This window comes from Peribacillus sp. NPDC094092 (assembly GCF_050279365.1).
Taxonomy (GTDB): domain Bacteria; phylum Bacillota; class Bacilli; order Bacillales; family DSM-1321; genus Peribacillus.
This window is the reverse complement of sequence record NZ_JBNNUC010000001.1, coordinates 993072-1014983: the sequence shown is the minus strand read 5'-3', so window position 1 is coordinate 1014983 and position 21912 is coordinate 993072. Positions and strand designations below refer to the sequence as shown.

Below are 21912 nucleotides of genomic sequence, written 5' to 3'. Positions count from 1 at the left end.
GGGATTGTTGATATGGAGGGGATTTCTCTTTCTACAGTGAACAATGCAAGCAATGTACTGAAAAAAGGTCAAAACGAGACTAATACACCATACGAAGCACAGCAGAATTTTGCGTCGGTATTAAAAGAATCAATGAATAAAGTTAACGAAACACAAGTGGCATCTGATGATCTTACAACCAAAATGGTTAATGGAGACGATGTTGAGCTTCACTCGGTGATGATAGCTTCACAAAAAGCCAGCGTTACCATGCAGGCTACATTAGAGGTTCGGAATAAGGTTGTGGAAGCCTACCAGGAAATGATGAGAATGAGTATATAGCATTCATTTTTTAACCTCATTATATAGAGAAAAATGACCAGGGGGAAAAATCCCTCAATCATAAATTCATAGACTGACCGGGGGATTTAAATGAATGAAGTTCTAGTGAATTTTAAAAACAAAATAACTGCTTATTGGACGGGCCGCAGTAAAAAACAAAAATTCATGATGATTGGTTCAGCAGCATTAATGATCATCATCATTACGGCAGTTTCAATTTTAACCACGCGTACGACGCTGGTGCCCTTATATTCCAACTTAACTCCATCGGAAACGGGAAGCATTAAAGAAAATTTAGACAGCCAAGGGATTATGAATGAAGTTACAGAAAATGGTACAACCATAAAAGTTCCTGAAGAAAGACTGGATTCACTTAAAGTGGAACTGGCAGCTGAAGGTATTCCGGAATCAGGCAGTATCGACTATTCCTTTTTTAGCCAAAGTGCTGGTATCGGAATGACAGAAAATGAATTCAATGTCATTAAACTGGACTCGATGCAAACAGAATTGGCTAGTTTAATAAAAAAGATTGATGGTGTAGAAGATGCAAGTGTAATGATCACTCTTCCGGATAAAGGAGTTTTTGTCAGTGATTCGGCTGGGGAAGCGTCAGCATCCATTGTATTGAATACGAAGCCCGGCTATAAATTTGAAGAAAGTCAAATCAAGTCCCTTTATCATCTCGTCTCAAAAAGTGTTCCGAATCTCCCTACAGATAATATCGTCATCATGAACCAAGAGTTTGAGTACTTCGATCTTGAAAATGAAACTTCTTCTTTCGCGTCCGCATTTGCCACCCAAAATGAAATCAAAAAAGAAATAGAACGTGATATTCAAAGACAGGTGCAAAATATGCTTGGAACGTTAATGGGGAGAGACAAAGTGGTTGTTTCAGTCACGACAGACATTGATTTCACTCAAGAAAATCGGGAAGAGAATTTAGTTGAACCGGTCGATGAAGAAAATATGGCTGGAATTGAGATTTCTGCGCAAAGGATCAATGAATCGTATAGTGGGGACGCGGCAGGTGCAGGAGGCGTTCCGCAAAGTGAGGATTCCTCTGATTCATTGGGTTCCAGTTACGTTGATGGCACAAACGGATCCGGTGATTATGAAAAAGTGGATGAAACGATAAATAGTGAAGTGAACCGAATCAAGAAAGAAATAGTCGAAAGCCCATATAAAGTTAAGGATTTAAGTATTCAGGTCATGGTAGAACCGCCCACCGCTGACGATCCGAATTCTTTATCGCAACAGAGTGTGGAGGATATTACACAAATCCTAGGTACGATAATACGCACGACAATCGAGAAAAAAGCAGAAGGGGAAGAACTGACGGACGAGGAGCTAAATAATAAAATTGCGATTTCAGTACAGCCGTTTAACGGAAAAATGACGTTGCAAAAAGGTGAAACGAATCCTTCGTTACCAATATGGGCATACATCGTAGGCGGAGCACTAATACTTGCCATTATCATTCTCTTAATCTTGTTCCTCCGATCCCGAAAACAAGCTGAAATGGAAGAGGAGTACGTGGTTGAAGAGGAAGAAGCCGTATTCGATATTCCGGATTTGAACAAAGAGAAGGAAACGGAAGCATCTTTAAAAAGAAAACAACTGGAGAAGCTTGCAAAAGAAAAGCCGGATGAATTTGCAAAATTATTAAGAAGCTGGATAGCAGAAGACTAGGAGGCTTTAGAAAGTGACAGATAGAAAAAAAAAGGCCGGATTGACTGGCAAACAGAAAGCCGCCATCCTCCTTATTTCCTTAGGCCCGGATGTTTCTGCATCCGTATATAAACATCTTTCCGAAGAGGAAATAGAAAGATTGACCCTTGAAATTTCGGGAGTGAGAAAAGTGGATTCCCATGAAAAAGAAGAAGTTCTGGAAGAATTCCATAATATTGCTTTAGCACAGGATTACATTTCGCAGGGCGGGATAGGATATGCGAAGCAGGTACTTGAAAAGGCATTGGGAACTGATCAGGCAACCGCCATCATTAACCGTTTAACATCATCCTTACAGGTTCGGCCATTCGACTTTGCACGAAAGGCAGATCCTGGACAGATTCTGAATTTCATCCAGAACGAGCATCCGCAGACCATTGCATTAATCTTGTCTTATCTTGATCCCACACAGGCTGGACAAATATTGTCTGAACTTCCGCAAGAGGTACAGGCGGATATTGCAAGAAGGATTGCCTTAATGGATAGCACTTCTCCGGAAATCATAAATGAAGTGGAGCAAATACTCGAAAGGAAACTTTCTGCGACTGTAACCCAAGATTATACACAGACGGGTGGAGTGGAAGCTGTTGTAGATGTTTTGAATGGTGTTGACCGCTCAACGGAAAGAACGATTTTGGATGCACTTGAAATTCAAGATCCGGAGCTTGCTGAGGAAATCAAGAAACGAATGTTTGTTTTTGAAGATATCGTGACCCTTGATGGCAGGGCGATTCAGCGGGTAGTCAGGGAATCCGATAACGAAGATCTTAAACTTTCTCTTAAAGTGGCTAGTGATGAAGTGAAGGAAATCGTTTTCCGAAACATGTCAAAACGTATGGTTGAAACCTTCCAGGAAGAAATGGAATTTATGGGGCCAGTAAGATTGCGTGATGTGGAAGAAGCACAATCAAGAATTGTTGCCGTCATTCGGCGACTAGAAGAAACTGGAGATATCGTAATTGCCCGTGGGGGAGGGGATGATATCATTGTCTAGGATTATCAAATCCCAGCAGGCTATCCAGGAGAAAAGCAAAAAGATCACAATAAAAGTTCGCCCTTTCGACTTTCTTCAAAATGATGATGCAGACGAGCGGAAAAACCTTCATTATATTCAATCTGATGAATTTCTCAATGATGCTAAACAGGAAGCGGAAACGTTATTGCTCGAAGCTCAACAAAAAGCCCAAGCAATTGCTGCTGAAATCCAGCAAGACCGAGAACAATGGGAGAATCAAGAAAAAGCAATGTTTATTGAACAAGCTCAAAAAGAAGGGTATCAGCAGGGAGTCGAAGATGGAATCCAAAAGGGTTATAACGAGATTGCAGCGGAAATAGCCTTCGCAAAAGAAGTGGTAGAGTCCTCTAAAAAAGATTATCGGCACAATATCGATTCATCTGAAACCGTTATATTGAATCTTGCCCTGAAGGTGGCAGAGAAAATTATCGGGCAACAGCTTGAAAAAGATGAAGAGTCTTTTTTATCCATAGTCAAAAGAGCCATCAAAGAGGTGAGGGATTACCGTGAAGTGCAATTGCATATCCATCCGATTCAATATCAATCGATTTTTTCTCATAAAGATGAGTTGCTGGCAATCTTTCCGAAAGATACTGAGTTTTATATCTTTCCAGATGATGAGCTTGAAGTGGGCAGCTGCATCATCGAATCCGAAAACGGAAGGATGGACGCCAGTGTCGACAGTCAGCTGCAGGAAATAAAAATGAAACTAACTGAATTGCTGGAAGGGGAGTAAAGATGAAAACTAGAGAACTATTGCCCTTGATTGATGAAGTTGATTCATTCAAACGCTATGGACGGGTCAAACGTGTCGTGGGGTTAATGATAGAATCTCAAGGCCCTGAAAGCTCTATAGGTGATGTTTGTTATATCCATATAGGCATACAAAAAAAGAAAAATCGAATCTTAGCTGAAGTTGTCGGTTTCCGTGATGAGATGGTTATTTTAATGCCGTTTACAGCAGTTAGTGATATTGCACTGGGGTGTATCGTGGAAGGGAGTGGACGGAGCCTTGAGATAAAGGTGGGAAGCGGGCTAATTGGCAAAGTAGTCGATCCATTGGGGGATCCCATTGATGACACACTGCTTCCAAAAGGTCTCGCGACAATTTCCGTGGATCAAGATCCGCCGAATCCGATGAAACGACCTCCCATCCATGAACCGATAGATGTTGGCGTTCGGGTGATTGATAGTTTATTAACAGTCGGAGAAGGACAACGCGTCGGTATCTTTGCAGGGAGCGGTGTCGGGAAAAGTACGTTGCTTGGTATGGTTGCAAGGAATACGGCGGCTGACTTAAACGTAATCGGACTTATTGGAGAACGTGGCCGTGAAGTTCGAGAGTTCATTGAGAAAGATCTTGGACCAGAAGGACTGGCAAGATCAATCGTTGTAGTGGCGACATCTGACCAGCCAGCGTTGATGAGGATAAAGGGTGCTTTGACGGCAACTGCCATCGCGGAATATTTTCGTGATAAGGGATTGAATGTGATGCTGATGATGGATTCGGTCACGAGGGTTGCGATGGCCCAGCGGGAAATTGGGCTTGCTATCGGGGAACCTCCGACGACCAAAGGATATACGCCATCCGTTTTTGCCATCCTTCCAAGGTTACTCGAAAGAACGGGAACAAATCAGTTGGGGACCATTACAGCTTTTTATACGGTACTGGTCGACGGTGATGATATGAATGAACCAATTGCTGATGCTGTCAGGGGAATTTTGGATGGTCATTTCATACTAGACCGTAATTTAGCCAACAAAGGACAGTTTCCAGCGCTTAATGTATTAAAGAGCATTAGTCGTGTCATGAACAATATTGTTGGTGACGAGCATAAAAACGCCGCAGAAAAATTGCGGGCAAGTTTATCAACCTATATGGAGTCGGAAGATTTGATTAATATAGGAGCCTATAAGAAGGGTTCTTCCAAACAAATTGATAACTCGATTAAACGGTATCCGGAAATCATTTCATTTTTGAAGCAGGGAACCCATGAAAAAGCTTCCAAAGATATTAGTATCAACGCCCTTGTCGAATTGATGGAGAAAGGTGATTAATAATGATTTATCAATATAAATTCGAGAAGATCCTGACCATCAAAGAAAAGGAAAAAACCGATGCACTAGCTGCATATAATGCTGTTTTAAAAAAGTTTGAAGAAGTGGCAGAAAAGCTATATAAGCTTTTAAAGAAAAAAGAAGAGTTGCTTGAGTTTCAGCAGGAAAAGCTGCGGACTGGATTATCCATACAGGAAATTCGTCACCATCAATTATTTATGGACAACTTGGAAAAACTCTTAAGCCACTGTCAACAGGAAGTCATTGAAGCGCGATACAAGATGAATATTCAACGGGATATATTAATGGAAAGGAATATCGAGGTTAGAAAGTACGAGAAAATGAAAGAAAATGATTTTCTTAAATTCCTCGATGTCATTAAGGAAGCTGAGAACAAACAAATGGATGAAATATCTATCCGTCAATTCTTAATCAAAGGCGTAAGGTGATGCTATGCGTAAAAAAATTGGGTCAAATGGATTGGAAGAATTGGAAGAAAGCAAGATAAGTAAGTTTCAATGGTTTCTTGCCATCTTCATTCCTTTAATCTTTGCGGTAACTGTAGCGTTGATTGTTTTTACAGTTGCAGGGGTGAATGTAGCGGAAAAGGTAAAGGAAATGTCTGCTAAAATACCCTTCATTGAAATGGATCGAAAGCCAGAGGAGAATGATGAACCAGCCAAGAATGAAGAAAAAGTTTCCATGAAACTCGAAAAATTAGAAAAAGAGATTGAAAACAAGGAAAAAGAGATAGAAAAGCTTGAGGGCATCATTGATACACGTGACAAGGCCATTGCAAAGGCAGAAGCGGAAAAACAGCAGCTTCAAACAGAAATGAATCAACTCAGGGATAGTCAAAATAATAGTAAACAAGGGTTTAAAGATATAATCCGTACTTATGAAACGATGGCTCCCAAGAAGGCTGCACCTATCATTATGGAAATGAATGATGAAGATGCAGTGGAGATTCTCTCAAGTATGAAAGCAGCCACTTTAGCTAAGGTCTTGGAGCAAATGACAACGGCTGATGCTGCAAGGTTAACGAAGAAACTAACGGAACAAAGTTCTTAAGTGGAAAGAGTGAGGAGGTGAATGGATGTATTCAGCAATTAATTCTTTACTTCCCTTGGCATCATTAGGTCTAAAGGTACCAGTTAAACCAAATCAGCAAACTGATACAGGGTTTGGTTCGGTACTTCAATCAGCCATTGGGGCAGAACCTCCCATTCTATCGGATATAGGCGCCATCACAGAAGGACGAATGTCTGTAATAAAGGATTTGCTTGGTTTTTTGAAACTGGAAAGGCTAAGTGAAACAGGGAAAGAGAGAGTTGCCGAAGCTCCTTCAGTATACCAACAAGACAACAACGTTATTTTACAGGCCCTAAAAAATGTAGCAGGAAATGATGAGGGTGCCCTTGATGAATTCTTTGGGAGCATTGAGGATCTGGACTTAGAACAAGAAGTGGATGATTTCAGCCTGAATCCACAAAGATTGTTATCAGCCAATGTCAGGGATCTGTATACCATCCTGAAAAAAATCACTGTTTTGAGCGAAGAAAAATGGCATGACCCCACATTATCCGGTGTTGTGAATCTATTGAAACTGGTGAAAATTCATGATCTTCTCTCGGAAAATAAGGATATGACCCAAGACGAAGCGGCCATCCAGAAACAAATGAAACACCAGCTTGAGGGGTTAACGGGAAAGTTGGAGAGATGGCTGTCCAATCAGTCAAAAGCAGAACCTGGGCAATCCAACACTCTGGAGAAAGGGCAAACGAAAACAATCGAAACATTGAAAAGTGCATTTTCGCAATTATCCGGGAGTGACAAGGTAAATAAAGAGGGGACAGTCAGCGGCGGTGTGACTTTGCAAAGTACGGATAGTGGCAATCATCAAGGAACTGGTATGCCTTTTCTCATGACAAAGCTGGAACAATTCGTTTTGGCAGCTCCAAAAGGTGAGCAAACTGTCAGCCAAGAAGAGTTTGTCAAACAATTTGAAAATATTTTGAGCAAGGCGAACTTTAACAGAACCAACGGTGTAAATAAACTTTTGATCAGATTGACTCCTAAACATTTAGGGTCCCTAAGAATCGAGTTAATCCAAAAGGATGGTATGCTGTCAGCCAAGATTATGGCTTCTACTTCTCAGGCCAAAGATATGCTGGAGAATCAGATCCATGGCTTAAAACAAGCCTTTAGCGGACAAAACATCCAAATGGAAAGAATTGAACTATCACAGGCCTTCAATGCATTTAACTCTGAGAAATTCAGCCATAAAGATGAGGATGGACATAATGAACAACAGGAGAGCAAGGAAGAAAGCGATGATGAAACGGAAAGCGAGTTTACGGGATCCCTTGCCGATGCTCTGTTAAATCTGGAAGTGTAGGTGAAAAAATGACGACCATCGATACGTCACTATTATTATCAAAATCTCAAACTGAAAACAGAAAAACCGGAGATGCATTGGGAAAGGATGATTTCTTGAAATTGTTGCTTACCCAGCTTCAAAATCAAGATCCGTCAAGTCCGATGGACAATACGGAGTTCATCGCCCAAATGGCCACTTTTTCCTCTTTGGAACAGATGATGAATATGGGAGCCCAAATGGAAGAAATAATCGGGATCAATCAACAAAATAGTTTAATGAACTATAACTCTTTTGTAGGTAAGGAAGTCACTTGGCACAAATTGGATGAAGGCGATGATGACCTTGCGATAGAAGAAGGGACAGGCATCGTTAAATCAATCCAATATAAGGGTGATGGTGTTTACTTTCTTTTAGAAGATGGAACAAAGCTTGAACCCGCAAATATTTCAGCAATGAAACAACCAAGTTCCACGTCGAATAGCTTGACGGCGGCAAGTGAATTAATAGGCAGGCGTGTTTCCTGGATGGACGATAAAAATGGTGAATCGTCTGCTGTTGTAATCTCGGTATCCATGAGTAATGGCAAGCTGGAAATCGAAGTGGATGATGAAAACAAAACTAAGTTATCATCAGGGCAATTGATAAAAATCGCCGAAGCTTAAGGGACGGAAATATGAATGGACTTGGTTTACAAGCAAATTTCGCTCAGCTTTTTTCACATACAAAATTACCGTTAAGGCAAAGGCAGAAGGTCCAACAAGACTTTCAACATCATTTTCAAGTTGCTGTCTCCGCAAATGAAAAGTTGACCATTAGTAAACATGTTCTATTGCGGATGAGTCAACGGAATATGGAAATGGCACCACAAACCTGTGACAAAATAACTGATAAAGCCAAAGAGGCAAAAAGATGGGGGTAACTGAATCTCTTATCATCATTGATGATGCGGCACCCATAGTAAGCACGAAAAACAACAGGGTCACCACGGTCATGGACAGGGATGAAGCAACATCATAAATCTTAATGAGCATCAATGGAACCATAATTTTAGATAAAATAGGCTGGACCTGGTAGGGAAGCCTGGACTGTGGGATGACGGAAGCAGTCGAGATATGAAAGGGGAGCTTTTACATGCTTCGTTCAATGTATTCAGGAATAAGCGGATTAAAAAACTTACAAACAAAATTGGATGTTATCGGTAATAACGTCGCCAATGTCAATACATATGGTTTCAAAAAAAGCCGTGTGACATTCAGCGATGCGATGAACCAAACGGTATCTGGTGCAAGTGCAGCAACAGCCAATAAAGGCGGAACGAATTCTAAACAAATTGGATTGGGCTCCACGATTGCAACAATCGATACGATCCATACACAGTCAAGCCTGCAAACCACCGGCCGCGATCTTGATTTAGGAATATCCGGTGATGGCTATTTTGTCGTCAAGCAAGGCGATTCCCTTTCATATACACGTGCAGGAAACTTTTATCTGGATGATAACGGAACACTTGTCAACTCCAATGGTTTGAAAGTACAGGCCTACAAGGTTGATGAAAACGGTAAACGATCAAAAACGATTGGTGACGTTGCTGTTAACGTCAATGCGATTTTACCTGCCATTGCCACTACTAAAATATCAGTAAGTGGAAATCTAGCTGCTGACGCAATTGATGGTACCGTATTTAGCCAGCAAATGAAGGTTGTGGATGAAAATGGTAAAGAACAAACGGCAACTATCTATTTCCAAAAAAACGGTGATGATAAATGGGAACTTTTTGATGAAGAACCTGCTGCTTTGGGGGATACATCAACAACTAAACCAAAACCGTTCACTTCGGTGAAATTCGATGCAAATGGTCAAATAGTGGCAGCTGATAAAACCCAGGCAGCTCAAACCATTAACATTTCAAGCGGAAAAGAGGATGACTCGGATACAGCAGTTGATGAAAGCATTCAAAGGGTTAATTTGGATTTTGATTTCTCGAACCTTACTCAAGTTAAAGGTTCCACTACTGCTCTTGTCAATCCGGATGGTAATAAAGAGGGAAAACTGGAAAGCTTTAATATTGGCGCATCAGGAGAAATAAATGGCGTTTATTCTAACGGTCTGATCACAACCTTAGGCCAACTGGCCGTCGCCAAGTTTTCCAATGCATCAGGCTTGACGAAAATAGGTGGTAATACCTTCCAGGAATCGGTCAATTCAGGTACTGCAAACATTAACATTGCAGGTGAGGGGCGTGGTGTGATTGCGTCAGGTTCATTGGAAATGTCCAATGTGGATTTATCCGAAGAGTTTACTGAAATGATCGTAGCACAACGTGGTTTCCAGTCGAATTCAAGAATCATCACGACGTCGGACGAAATTTTACAGGAATTGGTTAACTTAAAACGATAGGTTAAGGGAGGGAGGAGCCAGGTGCTTTTGCTCTGGCTCCTAAATATCATTATCAAAGTCACAAGGCTCAATGGAAAATGCTTTCATATCAATGCATTGTACATAGACACAGTCGAGTCATTGCCAGATACGACCATTACTTTTACAAATGGTAAGAAAATCGTTGTGCTAGAGAAGGAAGAAGAACTGGTTGGAGCAATTATACAATTTTACTGTACCGTTAATATTCTCGGTTTTCGTAAGGATGTGGAGGAAAGTTCATGAAAAAAAATCTAATGACTATTATGTTGATTATACTCGTGGCTATAACGCTTGTAGGTGTCATAGCGGTCGTGGTTGTGACAAAGTTATCTGATCCCACATCTGCCAAAGATAAACCTAGCATTGACGAAATTGTCAAATCATCAGTTGAGATTCCTGAAATCACTACGAACCTTGCCGGCAATGATTATATTAAAATCTCATTTATGGTCCAAACAGAAAATAAAAAAGCGAAAGAAGAGTTGGAAAAAAGAAATTTTCAAGTGAAAAATATAATTATTACCGAACTATCGGAAATGAAAGCGGAAGAGTTAACCGGTAAAAAAGGCAAGGAAAAGCTTCAGGAAGCTTTAAAGGCTAGAATGAATGAATTAATGGAAGAAGGAAATGTTGAAAAGGTTTATATAACTTCCTCGATTCTGCAATAAGAACATCCTTGCTTCATTAAATAAGAATGGGAAGCGTTGGAGGTGAGTGTTAATGTCCGGGGAAATATTATCGCAAAATGAAATAGATGCACTATTATCGGCCATTTCCACAGGTGAAATGGATGCAGAGGATTTAAAAAAAGAAGAAGTAGAGAAAAGAGTGAAAGTTTACGACTTTAAAAGGGCGCTTCGGTTTTCAAAGGACCAAATCCGCAGTTTGACTAGAATACATGAGAACTTTGCGAGGCTGCTGACCACATACTTTTCAGCTCAGCTTAGAACATATGTCCAAATATCCGTTGCTTCGGCAGATCAAATACCATATGAAGAATTTATCCGATCAATTCCAAAAATGACAATCATGAATGTTTTTGAGGTACCGCCCTTGGATGGCCGAATCATTCTTGAGGTCAACCCGAATATCGCCTATTCCATGATGGATCGTGTTTTGGGCGGGCGGGGCATAAGTGTGAATAAGGTAGATAGTTTAACGGAAATAGAAACGAAAATCATGTCCAACTTATTCGAGAAGGCTTTTGAAAATTTACAGGAAGCTTGGGGAACGATTGTTGAAATCGAACCGTTGATGACGGAATTCGAGGTGAATCCACAATTTCTGCAACTGGTTTCGCCCAACGATACTGTAGTGGTCATTTCCTTGAGTACACAAATCGGCGAAACGAGCGGAATGATTAATGTTTGCATTCCACACGTCGTATTGGAACCGATCATACCAAAGTTATCTGCTCATTATTGGATGGAAAATTCCCAAAAGGAAAAAATTCCAGAGGAAATCATGATGTTGGAAAAGCGTATCCGAAACGCCGATCTTCCCATTATTTCCGAACTTGGTTCTACGGATATCACCATCCAGGACTTTTTGCTGCTTGATGTTGGCGATGTCATCGAATTGAATAAGACAATCAATGAGCCTTTGACGATTAAGGTTGGGGGAATCCCAAAATATAGTGGACAGCCAGGGAAAGTAGGAAAAAAACATGCTATCCAGATTCTTGATATTTTGAAAGGGGGAGACGAAGATGGTAAGTGATGGAATGCTTTCACAAGAAGAGATAGATGCCCTTTTAAAAGGTACAAGTGATATAGAGGATGAGGTGTTCCCTCTCTCGATTGACGATTATTTATCATTGATGGAACTCGACGCCCTCGGTGAAATTGGTAATATCTCCTTCGGAAGTTCGGCCACTGCCCTATCCACTTTATTGAATCAGAAAGTGGATATCACCACCCCGACGGTTACTTTAATTGAAAGGGGACAGATTGCGGAAGAATTCCCGCATCCGTATGTAGCGATTCAAGTGCAATATACAGAAGGTTTTTCAGGTATAAATATGCTGGTCATCAAGCAGAGCGATGCTGCTATCATTGCAGATTTGATGCTTGGCGGGGATGGGGAGCCTTCTGACCTTCTTGGGGAAATTCAATTGAGTGCTGTTCAGGAAGCAATGAACCAAATGATGGGTTCTGCTGCAACATCCATGTCGACCATTTTTAGTAAAAAAGTGGATATTTCTCCACCTAGCATAGATTTACTTAATTTTTTAAACGGTGTGGGTGAAAATGCGATACCTGACGAGGATTTATTTGCAAAAGTTTCTTTCCGCCTCCGTGTCGGCAACTTAATTGATTCCAGTATTATGCAATTGTTGCCGTTAAAGTTTGCAAAAGGATTAGTTTCTGAATTATTAAATGGGACGGGCGAAAGCGAACCTACCGATAGTAATACGCAAAAGGTACTAAGTGATCCAGTAACAAACATTCCATATCAGGAGCCGGCATCATTCCAGGACACCAGGTCTGATCGGTCGGCAAACGAAACGTATGGACAAGGCGGCAACCAAACCCAACCTGCTAACCAAATGCCGAATGTTCCACAACATTTTGGAGTTTCATCCGTACCAGCAGGACAGCCGGTAAATGTTCAGCCTGCCAGTTTCACTAGTTTTCAGCCATATCAGCTTCAGGAGTCTGAAACGAAAAATCTCAGTATGCTGATGGATATCCCTTTGCAAGTAACTGTGGAGCTTGGAAGAACGAAACGCTCCGTCAAGGATATTTTGGAGCTGTCCTCCGGATCGATCATCGAATTGGATAAATTAGCAGGAGAGCCAGTGGATATCCTGGTAAACAGCCGCTTGATAGCAAAAGGTGAGGTAGTGGTGATTGATGAAAACTTTGGGGTACGTGTTACGGATATCATGAGTCAAAGTGAACGCTTAAATAAAATAAGATAATTTGGGGGACGAGAATAATGGCTAATAGAATTTTAATTGTGGACGATGCAGCATTTATGAGAATGATGATAAAGGATATCCTTTCTAAAAATGGTTTTGAAATAGTCGGGGAAGCCGCAGATGGCGCCCAAGCGGTGGAAAAATATAAAGAAACCCATCCGGATCTTGTAACGATGGATATTACCATGCCCGAAATGGATGGGATTACAGCGTTAAAGGAAATTAAAAAGGTAAATCCTCACGCTAAGATCATTATGTGTTCAGCGATGGGGCAGCAAGCCATGGTCATTGATGCGATCCAGGCGGGGGCAAAAGACTTTATCGTGAAGCCATTCCAGGCAGACCGGGTTTTGGAAGCCATAAATAAAGCATTAAGTTAAGAGGGTGTCTTCATATTGTTTTTAATTAAAAAATGGCTTCAGGTCTCACTGATGATAGCGGTATTCTTCTCTGGAACCATACAGGCCCATGCGGAAGATCTTGAAGAAACAGTGAAGGATGTTTATGATCAGCCAGATGAATTAAAGGTGGATAAAGATGAATCAGTAGACTCGAAATCTATCGAACGGGCTTCGAATCCTGACAAAGTGGGGATAACCGTTTGGGAGTTTCTGAGGATGATATTTGCTACTGTTTTTGTTGTGGCCCTTCTATATATCCTATTGAAATTCATCAATAAAAAAAGTAAATCGTATCAAAAGGCAAATTCAGTGGAGAATTTAGGCGGTACGGGCCTTGGGGCAAATCGTTCAGTCCAGCTTGTTAAAGTCGGCGGGCGAATATTGGTGATCGGGGTTGGTGAAAACATTCAGCTCTTGAAAGAAATAGACGATCCCGAGGAATATGGGCAGCTTTTGAAAGATCACAACGATAAGATCGAGCAAATGATCCAGCCTGGGGAATTTGCAATGAAGTTGAAAAATAAATGGTTGAAGAAAAGCGAATCCGAAACTGCAAGTTTCCCTGCAGAGTTCAAAAATCAACTTGATCAAATGTCCGATAGCAGGAAAAGGCTGTTAGATGAGCTTGGTAAGAAAGGAAGAGACAATGAATGAATGAGTTCATGGAGTTTTTTAATAACAGTGATCCCACTAATGTCTCTACCTCCGTAAAACTTGTTCTACTAATGACTGTCTTATCGCTGGCTCCAAGCATATTGATCTTGATGACCTGTTTTACAAGAATCATCATTGTCCTGAGCTTTGTGAGAACATCGCTAGCTACCCAGCAGATGCCGCCGAACCAGGTGCTGGTCGGCCTGGCACTTTTCATGACATTCTTCATCATGGCACCGACTTTTCAAGAAGTGAATGAAAAGGCATTAACCCCGTTATTTAATGAAGAGATAGATTTAGAAGAGGCATATGTACAGGCCGCGATACCATTTAAGGAATTCATGAGTGCCCATACAAGGCAAAAGGATCTGGCGTTGTTCTTGGAGTATGCCAAGGTGGATAAGCCGGAAACGATACAGGACATACCATTGACTGCCTTTGTGCCAGCTTTTGCCATCAGTGAAATCAAAACGGCTTTTCAAATAGGTTTTATGATTTTCATTCCGTTTTTGGTTATCGATATGGTCGTCGCAAGTGTCCTTATGTCGATGGGGATGATGATGTTGCCGCCAGTCATGATTTCCCTGCCATTTAAAATCCTCCTTTTCATTCTTGTTGACGGATGGTATTTAGTAGTGAAGTCTTTATTACAGAGTTTTTAAGCAGGTGAGAAAATATGAGTGCAGAATTCGTTATAGATATAGCAGAAAAAGGAATTTATATGGTATTGATCATTGCTGGTCCATTGATGGTAATCGCTCTTATTGTAGGACTGCTAGTAAGCATCTTTCAGGCGACTACACAGATTCAGGAACAAACTTTGGCATTCGTTCCAAAAATCGTCGCAGTCTTATTGGGACTTATTTTATTGGCTCCATGGATGCTGAGCCACCTTTTATCATATGCAAATGAAATATTCGGTAATCTGAATCGATTTGTAGGGTAGGGCATGGAGGAACTACTTCCGCATTTTCCCGCCTTTTTATTAATTGTGGTAAGGGTCACTACGTTTTTCGTGGTGATGCCGATTTTTTCGTACCGTTCAATACCGGTACAACATCGGGTAGGGCTTGGAATCTTCCTTGCCTGGATCATGTACTACACCATCGATGCTCCGGTTCTGGAATTGGATGTCACATTTTATTTATTGATCATGAAGGAAGCGCTGGTTGGACTTTTCATCGGGTTTGCAGCTTATATGATTTTATCGGCCGTTCAAATCGCTGGTGGAATGATTGATTTTCAAATGGGTTTTTCCATTGCGAATGTCATCGATCCCCAAACAGGGGCGCAAACCCCGCTGATGGGGGAATATCTTTATACAATCGCTTTATTATTCCTATTGAATACCAACGGCCACCATTTGCTTTTGGATGGAATTTTTTATAGTTACCAGTTCATTCCGATTGACCAATTGTTTATGCCATTCGGAGATCATGCACTGATAGAATATTTGGCCAAGTCTTTTAGCAAAGCTTTCATGATTGCTTTTCAAATGTCCATACCTGTAGTGGGAAGCATTTTTTTAGTGGATGTCACGTTAGGGATCCTTGCCAGGACGGTCCCTCAATTAAATGTGTTCGTTGTCGGGATCCCAGTGAAAATCATTGCCGGCTTGGCGGTTATCATACTGGTAATGGGGTCGATGATGACGGTTGTAACACAACTCTTCAATTTCTTGCTTTTGACTATGCGTCAACTAATGCAGTTGATTGGAGGCGGTTGATATGGATAGTTTTCAGCTGGATTTACAGTTTTTCGCTGGAGAGAAGACCGAAAAGGCGACTCCAAAAAAGCGTCAGGATTCGAAGAAAAAAGGTCAGGTGGCAAAGAGTCAGGATGTAAATACCTCTGTGAATTTAATTGCGGTGTTTTCTGTGCTATTGCTTATGGGACCATACATGTATAATCATCTGCTCGGTCTCATGAAAGTATACTTGCAACATTTTACCTTGACTGGATTCAGCGAGGAGAATATGCAAATTATCATGAGTGAGGTTTTAAAGGAGATGGGCCTTATCCTAGGACCTGTTTTCGCAGCAGCGATAGTGGCTGGGATATTGGCTAATGTCATGCAAATCGGTTTATTGTTTTCGACTGAATCCATTCAGTTCAAACTTGATAAATTGGATCCCATTAAAGGATTCAAACGGATCTTTTCTGTGAGGGCCATTGTTGAATTATTGAAATCCATACTTAAAATATCATTTGTTGGTTTTGTTGCCTTTTATGTACTATGGCAGCGCATGGACGAGATTATGATTTTATCACAGATTTCTGTGGAAGAAGCGATGGCAACCTTGGCGGATATTACGATAAAAGTGGGATTTTATGCTGCCGTGGCTTTATTGTTCATTGCTCTATTAGACTATTTGTACCAAAAATATGACTTTGAAAAAAACATCCGGATGTCCAAACAGGATATTAAGGATGAGTATAAAAATTCCGAAGGGGACCCGCTCATCAAATCCAAGATAAAACAAAAGCAAAGGCAGATGGCGGCTCAAAGAATGATGCAGGAGATTCCCAATGCCGATGTCGTCATCACTAACCCGACGCATTTTGCTATTGCTTTAAAATATGATGAAGAAAAAGCCGAGGCTCCGTACGTAGTGGCGAAGGGCGTTGATTTTGTTGCTCAGAAAATTAAATTCATTGCTAAAGAAAACGATGTGGCCATGGTGGAAAATCGGCCTTTGGCCAGGTCATTATATGATCAAACTGAATTAGGCCAGGCGATACCTGAAGAGTTCTTTAAGGCGGTCGCTGAAATACTGGCTTTTATATATAAAACCAAAGGTAAACTGTAAAGAAGTAATAGGGTAACCCGCTAGTTAGGAGAGAAAAAACATGCGAGCAAGAGATTTAGTTGTTATATCAAGCGTCATCATGATCGTTGCCATGTTGGTCATTCCATTGCCAACATGGTTGTTAAGTATTTTACTCCTTTTAAATATCTCTCTTGCGTTGCTGGTTCTATTGACTACGATGAATATGAAAGAACCGCTCGAATTTTCAATCTTTCCTTCCTTGCTCCTTTTACTGACATTGTTCAGGCTGGGGTTGAATGTTTCGACGACTCGTGCCATTTTGACCTATGGTGATGCTGGTGGAGTTGTAGAAACCTTTGGATCATTTGTAGTTGGCGGTAACGTGCTTGTCGGATTAGTTGTATTCATCATTTTGGTCATCATCAATTTCATCGTCATCACGAAAGGATCCGAACGGGTCTCGGAGGTAGCGGCAAGGTTCACGCTGGATGCGATGCCAGGGAAACAGATGGCCATAGATGCAGATTTAAATGCTGGGATGATTTCCGAAAACGAAGCACGTGCCAGAAGGGAAAAAATCAGTAACGAAGCAGACTTTTATGGATCCATGGATGGAGCGAGCAAGTTTGTTAAAGGGGACGCCATAGCGGGCATCATCATTGTCATCATAAACTTGATTTTCGGTATGATTATTGGCGTCATGCAATTGGACATGAGCTTTGGAGAAGCAGCCGTCCATTTTTCGATGTTATCGGTTGGTGACGGGATCGTGAGTCAGGTACCCGCTTTATTGATTTCTACAGCTACGGGTATTGTCGTAACCCGGGCAGCCTCGAATGGAAACCTCGGAGCCGATATTGTTGAACAGCTATTCCAATTTCCCAAAATGCTTTACCTGACAGCAGCAACCATTTTCCTTTTAGGCTTATTCACACCCATTTCCGGCTTATTCACGATTCCAATCGCTGCTTTATTAGTCGTTGGAGGGTATACAATTTCAAGGATACCAAAGCAGGATGAAAGTGAAATACAAGAAATGGAAGAAGTGATGGAAACCGATGAAATGAAAAGTCCAGAGAGCGTCGTTAACCTTTTAAGTGTCGATCCAATCGAATTTGAGTTTGGATATGGATTGATTCCGCTTGCGGATGCCAATCAAGGGGGAGACCTGCTGGACCGGGTCGTCATGATTCGCAGGCAGCTTGCAATTGAATTGGGACTTGTGATTCCTGTCGTCAGAATACGTGACAACATTCAGTTGAATCCCAATGAGTATCGGCTGAAGATTAAAGGAAGTGTCGTGGCCAAGGGGGAATTGCTCCTTAATCATTTCTTAGCCATGAGTCCAGGGATGGAGGATGATTCAATAGAGGGAATAGATACGATAGAACCGTCTTTTGGTTTACCGGCCAAGTGGATCACGGATGATATGAAAGATCATGCCGAGATGTTGGGGTATACAGTTGTGGACCCGCCAAGTGTTGTATCCACACACTTGACGGAAGTCATAAAGGCCAATGCGCATGAATTACTGGGCAGGCAGGAAACGAAACAATTGATCGATCATCTCCATGAATCGGCACCTATACTACTAGAGGAAGTCACTCCGAATCCCTTGTCCATAGGAGATGTACAAAAGGTATTGGCAAAATTATTGAAGGAAAAAGTTTCAATAAGGAACTTACCAATCATTTTCGAAACACTTGCTGATTATGGCAAGTTATCGACTGACACAGATTTGCTTACTGAATATGTAAGGCAGAATTTAGCCAGACAAATAACGAATTCTTTTCTATCGGATGAAAATAGAATTAAAGTCATAACATTATCGGGGAAAGTGGAAAAGACCATCGCGGATGGTGTACAGCAAACCGAACATGGTAATTTTTTATCATTGGATCCAACTATATCGCAATCCATATTGGAGGCCGTTGCAGCCAAGTTGGAAGAACTGACTTTAATGGATCACCAACCAATCTTACTCTGCTCTCCAGCAGTAAGGATGTATGCCCGGCAATTAACTGAACGTTATTTTCCTAATGTACCGATTCTTTCATACAATGAACTCGAATCTAATGTAGAAGTACAAAGTGTAGGGGTGGTGAATTTCGATTGAAGGTAAAGAAATATTTGGCACCATCGATGAACGAGGCAATGAAGCGAATAAGGGAGGAACTTGGCAGTGATGCAGTAATCTTAAGTTCAAAGGCTCTATATACTGGTGGTTTCTTAGGATTATTCAAAAAGAGGAATATTGAAGTCATTGCAGCCATAGACCCCGTGTCCCGGCCTGTCCAAACGGTTACCAAACAAAAATCGAAGAAGTTTCAATCAAAGGTGAAAATGGAAAGTCATGCCCCTGAACCCGATGAAGGCAATAGGGAAAGTGCTGACTTAGTAAAAGAAATCGAAGGCTTGAAAGATATGATAAAGAGTTTGCAAATCTATTCACCTGATAGAAAATATCCGGGAAAACTGCAGAAAATCAACGAATACCTAACCGAGCAGGAAGTGGATCTATCACTTCGATGCCAAATCATGGATGAACTGCTTGAAAAATGGTTCGTTTTTAAACAGCAATCCACTGATGAAGAGATTCAAGTTTGGTTGGAAGATGCCATGTTCGGGATTTTGGAAAAGGTCGAAAATGGGAAAAACGGCTTGCAAAAAAAGTATATTAATATTGTTGGCCCAACAGGTGTGGGAAAGACAACGACCCTGGCAAAAGTAGCTGCGGAAACCATATTGAAGCATGATAAAAAGGTGGCATTCATTACTACGGATACGTACAGGATCGCTGCAATAGATCAACTTAAGACATATGCCAAGATCCTAAACGTTCCCATTGAAGTCGCGTATAATCTGGAAGATTTCAAAAGGGCCGCTGAACGCTTCTCCCATTATGATTATGTTTTTATCGATACGGCAGGAAGGAATTTCCGTAACTCGCAATATGTTAAGGATCTTAATGAAATCATCCATTTTACAGATGATATGGAAACCTATTTAGTGTTGTCATTGACTTCTAAACAAAAGGATATGGAAGATATTTATCGACAGTTTGCTACAATACCGATTAAACAGGTCATTTTTACAAAAGCGGACGAAACCTCCACTTTCGGGCCGATATTCAATTTTATACACTCTCATAAATTGGGAGCGGCCTATATAACAGATGGACAGAACGTGCCAGACGATATTGAAATAGCTACATCATCACAGCTGTTGAAAATGGCTATCGGGGCTAAAAAATATGAAAGATCAAGCTGAGAATTTACGAAAAAGATTGGAAGCCCGCCAAAATATATCAATGGCCAAAACGATTGCCGTTTTAAGCGGTAAAGGTGGAGTGGGAAAATCAAACTTTACTTTGAATTTTTCCATAGCTTTATCCCAAAGGGGCAAAAAGGTACTATTATTCGACATGGATATCGGTATGGGGAATATTGATATTTTGATAGGTGAACACTCTCCTTACAGTATTATTGATTTTTTTGAAACAGATTGTCATTTGAAGGACATCATCATGTCAGGACCGGGAAATATTTCAATCATTACGGGTGGAACTGGGGTGACGGATCTCTTTTCACTTAATGAAGAGAAATATGCCCGTTTTAATGAAGAATTCAGTTTATTGTTGGCGAATTACGATTATATTTTATTTGATATGGGAGCAGGGATCACTATGGACTCCATGAAATTCCTGTTATGTGTGGATGAATTAATCGTTATCACGACGCCTGAACCTACTTCTATCATGGATGCATATTCCGCAATGAAATATATCCATTCAGTAAATAAAGATATTCCAATGTTCCTGGTTTGCAATCGGGTTTTCACGAGGAAAGACGGCAAAGAAACGATTAAGCGGCTTCAAAATGCACTAGTGAAATTTTTGGGACTGGAAACTGTAGCTCTAGGGTACTTGCCAGATGATAGAACCGTACCCCAATCTGTTACCAAACAAATGCCCTTTCTCCTTTGCGATTCTGGAGCCGATGTATCCAAAGCCATTGTGGACATTGCTTCAAGATATGCAAATCATTCATTTGGGGAAGAATTTACTTTGCATAAAAGTCATTTTCTCCAAAAAATGAAGAGATATTTTTTTGGAAAGTAGGTCTCCTTATATGGGTAAAGTAAAAGTGCTGATAGTGGACGATTCTGCGTTTATGAGAAAGTTAATTTCAGAGTTTTTAGCAGAAGATAGCAGGATGGAAGTCATCGGGACTGCCAGGAACGGAAGAGATGCCATTGATAAAGTAAAGGCTTTAAAACCCGATGTCGTGACTTTGGACGTGGAAATGCCGATTATGGACGGATTGGAAGCATTGAACCGGATAATGAATGAATGCCCGACCGCCGTAGTCATGTTATCAAGCACCACGAAAAATGGAACGGAAAATACATTTGCCGCCATGAACAGTGGAGCCTTTGACTTTGTGGCTAAACCTTCGGGAGCCATTTCATTGGATTTATATAAAATAAAGAAAGAACTACATGAAAAAGTTATGGCTGCCAGCAGGGCAAATGTTCACAAACTAGAAAAAAATGCGAAAAATAGTGAAAGAAGCCCATTTGCTTGGGGGGAATATAGTAAAATAGATTCAATAAGATTGAAAGAAAACGAAAAAAATCAAAAAAAATGGTCCTATGGATACAAGAAGATAATAGTCATCGGTACATCAACAGGAGGCCCGAGAGCTCTGCAGACAGTCTTGCCAGGACTCCCAGAAGAAATTGATGCTCCCATACTCATTGTCCAGCATATGCCCCCTGGTTTTACAAAATCCTTGGCAATACGCCTGAATTCATTATGCAAGATTAAAGTGAAGGAAGCTGAAGAGGGAGAACTGATTCAAAAAGGTGTCGCCTACATCGCACCTGGAGGTTTTCACTTGAAAGTGAGGAAGGTCGGGATGAGCTGGGCCATCCTTTTGGATCAATCCGAAGTGCGCCATGGACATCGCCCATCGGTTGATGTGCTATTTGAATCGGTAAGTGAAATGAATGATTCTGCGAAAATAGCCGTTATCTTGACAGGGATGGGGATGGACGGTTCGAGGGGGCTTATCAATCTTAAACAAAAGGGTCCTTTAAAAGCGATAGCCGAATCACAGGAGACATCAATCGTTTTTGGTATGCCTAAGGCGGCAATCAATACCAAGTTAATAGATAGCGTAGAGGATGTAGAAAAAATAGCTAAAGCGATAACAAGCTATTGTTAACAAGTGGAGGTGGGA

The 21912-nt window shown here is 41.1% G+C and carries 25 protein-coding genes; all 25 read left to right on the top strand.

All coding sequences use genetic code 11. The annotated features are described in order from the left end of the window. The first annotated feature begins 12 nt into the window (after positions 1 to 12). On the top strand, positions 13 to 321 hold the full coding sequence (gene fliE, locus ACQKNS_RS04750) for a flagellar hook-basal body complex protein FliE (RefSeq protein ID WP_427641429.1): 309 nt from the start codon (positions 13 to 15) through the stop codon (positions 319 to 321). A gap of 90 nt (positions 322 to 411) precedes the next feature. Then, a complete protein-coding gene (gene fliF / locus ACQKNS_RS04745; protein ID WP_427641428.1) occupies positions 412 to 2010 on the top strand; it encodes a flagellar basal-body MS-ring/collar protein FliF in 1599 nt (532 codons plus the stop codon). Positions 2011 to 2023: 13 nt separating this feature from the next. Continuing rightward, entirely contained in the window at positions 2024 to 3043 is a 1020-nt protein-coding gene (gene fliG, locus ACQKNS_RS04740) for a flagellar motor switch protein FliG (RefSeq protein ID WP_427641427.1), read from the top strand. Next, on the top strand, positions 3036 to 3800 hold the full coding sequence (gene fliH, locus ACQKNS_RS04735) for a flagellar assembly protein FliH (RefSeq protein WP_427641426.1): 765 nt from the start codon (positions 3036 to 3038) through the stop codon (positions 3798 to 3800). Before fliG ends, fliH begins: the two co-directional genes overlap by 8 nt. A gap of 2 nt (positions 3801 to 3802) precedes the next feature. Next, positions 3803 to 5122 (top strand): flagellar protein export ATPase FliI, encoded by a 1320-nt coding sequence (fliI, locus tag ACQKNS_RS04730; protein ID WP_427641425.1) that lies wholly within the window; start codon positions 3803 to 3805, stop codon positions 5120 to 5122. 2 nt (positions 5123 to 5124) lie between these two features. After that, positions 5125 to 5571, top strand: a complete 447-nt coding sequence (gene fliJ, locus ACQKNS_RS04725; RefSeq protein WP_427641424.1) for a flagellar export protein FliJ — start codon at positions 5125 to 5127, stop codon at positions 5569 to 5571. 4 nt (positions 5572 to 5575) lie between these two features. Next, positions 5576 to 6193, top strand: a complete 618-nt coding sequence (locus ACQKNS_RS04720) for a MotE family protein (RefSeq protein WP_427641423.1) — start codon at positions 5576 to 5578, stop codon at positions 6191 to 6193. 25 nt (positions 6194 to 6218) lie between these two features. Next, positions 6219 to 7520 carry a flagellar hook-length control protein FliK gene (locus ACQKNS_RS04715; protein WP_427641422.1) on the top strand — a complete coding sequence of 434 codons (1302 nt, stop codon included), beginning with the start codon at positions 6219 to 6221 and terminating at the stop codon, positions 7518 to 7520. Positions 7521 to 7528: 8 nt separating this feature from the next. After that, on the top strand, positions 7529 to 8164 hold the full coding sequence (flgD, locus tag ACQKNS_RS04710) for a flagellar hook assembly protein FlgD (protein WP_427641421.1): 636 nt from the start codon (positions 7529 to 7531) through the stop codon (positions 8162 to 8164). Between the two features lie 11 nt (positions 8165 to 8175). Beyond that, positions 8176 to 8421, top strand: a complete 246-nt coding sequence (locus ACQKNS_RS04705) for a hypothetical protein (protein ID WP_427641420.1) — start codon at positions 8176 to 8178, stop codon at positions 8419 to 8421. A gap of 212 nt (positions 8422 to 8633) precedes the next feature. After that, the gene (locus ACQKNS_RS04700; protein ID WP_427641419.1) at positions 8634 to 9899 is read left to right on the top strand and encodes a flagellar hook protein FlgE; all 1266 of its coding nucleotides are present in this window, start codon (positions 8634 to 8636) and stop codon (positions 9897 to 9899) included. A 48-nt stretch (positions 9900 to 9947) separates the two neighbouring features. Beyond that, the gene (locus ACQKNS_RS04695; protein WP_427642131.1) at positions 9948 to 10163 is read left to right on the top strand and encodes a flagellar FlbD family protein; all 216 of its coding nucleotides are present in this window, start codon (positions 9948 to 9950) and stop codon (positions 10161 to 10163) included. Continuing rightward, complete coding sequence (gene fliL, locus ACQKNS_RS04690; RefSeq protein ID WP_427641418.1) at positions 10160 to 10588, top strand: flagellar basal body-associated protein FliL; 429 nt, start codon at positions 10160 to 10162, stop codon at positions 10586 to 10588. The genes ACQKNS_RS04695 and fliL overlap by 4 nt, the downstream gene beginning before the upstream one ends. 52 nt (positions 10589 to 10640) lie before the next feature. Next, positions 10641 to 11639 carry a flagellar motor switch protein FliM gene (fliM, locus tag ACQKNS_RS04685; RefSeq protein ID WP_427641417.1) on the top strand — a complete coding sequence of 333 codons (999 nt, stop codon included), beginning with the start codon at positions 10641 to 10643 and terminating at the stop codon, positions 11637 to 11639. Further along, a complete protein-coding gene (gene fliY / locus ACQKNS_RS04680) occupies positions 11629 to 12843 on the top strand; it encodes a flagellar motor switch phosphatase FliY (RefSeq protein WP_427641416.1) in 1215 nt (404 codons plus the stop codon). The genes fliM and fliY overlap by 11 nt, the downstream gene beginning before the upstream one ends. A gap of 17 nt (positions 12844 to 12860) precedes the next feature. Continuing rightward, a complete protein-coding gene (locus ACQKNS_RS04675; protein WP_427641415.1) occupies positions 12861 to 13223 on the top strand; it encodes a response regulator in 363 nt (120 codons plus the stop codon). A gap of 15 nt (positions 13224 to 13238) precedes the next feature. Then, positions 13239 to 13898, top strand: a complete 660-nt coding sequence (locus tag ACQKNS_RS04670; RefSeq protein ID WP_427641414.1) for a flagellar biosynthetic protein FliO — start codon at positions 13239 to 13241, stop codon at positions 13896 to 13898. Continuing rightward, entirely contained in the window at positions 13895 to 14560 is a 666-nt protein-coding gene (fliP, locus tag ACQKNS_RS04665) for a flagellar type III secretion system pore protein FliP (protein ID WP_427641413.1), read from the top strand. Before ACQKNS_RS04670 ends, fliP begins: the two co-directional genes overlap by 4 nt. Before the next feature lie 14 nt (positions 14561 to 14574). After that, positions 14575 to 14844 carry a flagellar biosynthesis protein FliQ gene (gene fliQ / locus ACQKNS_RS04660; protein ID WP_076366504.1) on the top strand — a complete coding sequence of 90 codons (270 nt, stop codon included), beginning with the start codon at positions 14575 to 14577 and terminating at the stop codon, positions 14842 to 14844. Between the two features lie 3 nt (positions 14845 to 14847). Beyond that, positions 14848 to 15624 carry a flagellar biosynthetic protein FliR gene (fliR, locus tag ACQKNS_RS04655; protein ID WP_427641412.1) on the top strand — a complete coding sequence of 259 codons (777 nt, stop codon included), beginning with the start codon at positions 14848 to 14850 and terminating at the stop codon, positions 15622 to 15624. Position 15625: 1 nt separating this feature from the next. Continuing rightward, entirely contained in the window at positions 15626 to 16708 is a 1083-nt protein-coding gene (flhB, locus tag ACQKNS_RS04650; RefSeq protein ID WP_427641411.1) for a flagellar biosynthesis protein FlhB, read from the top strand. Positions 16709 to 16748: 40 nt separating this feature from the next. After that, positions 16749 to 18785, top strand: a complete 2037-nt coding sequence (gene flhA, locus ACQKNS_RS04645) for a flagellar biosynthesis protein FlhA (protein WP_427641410.1) — start codon at positions 16749 to 16751, stop codon at positions 18783 to 18785. Continuing rightward, positions 18782 to 19939 carry a flagellar biosynthesis protein FlhF gene (gene flhF / locus ACQKNS_RS04640; RefSeq protein WP_427641409.1) on the top strand — a complete coding sequence of 386 codons (1158 nt, stop codon included), beginning with the start codon at positions 18782 to 18784 and terminating at the stop codon, positions 19937 to 19939. The genes flhA and flhF overlap by 4 nt, the downstream gene beginning before the upstream one ends. Next, positions 19923 to 20789, top strand: coding sequence for a MinD/ParA family protein (locus ACQKNS_RS04635; RefSeq protein WP_427641408.1), 867 nt, complete (start codon positions 19923 to 19925; stop codon positions 20787 to 20789). Before flhF ends, ACQKNS_RS04635 begins: the two co-directional genes overlap by 17 nt. Positions 20790 to 20799: 10 nt before the next feature. Beyond that, positions 20800 to 21897 carry a protein-glutamate methylesterase/protein-glutamine glutaminase gene (locus ACQKNS_RS04630; protein WP_427641406.1) on the top strand — a complete coding sequence of 366 codons (1098 nt, stop codon included), beginning with the start codon at positions 20800 to 20802 and terminating at the stop codon, positions 21895 to 21897. Positions 21898 to 21912 lie beyond the last annotated feature (15 nt).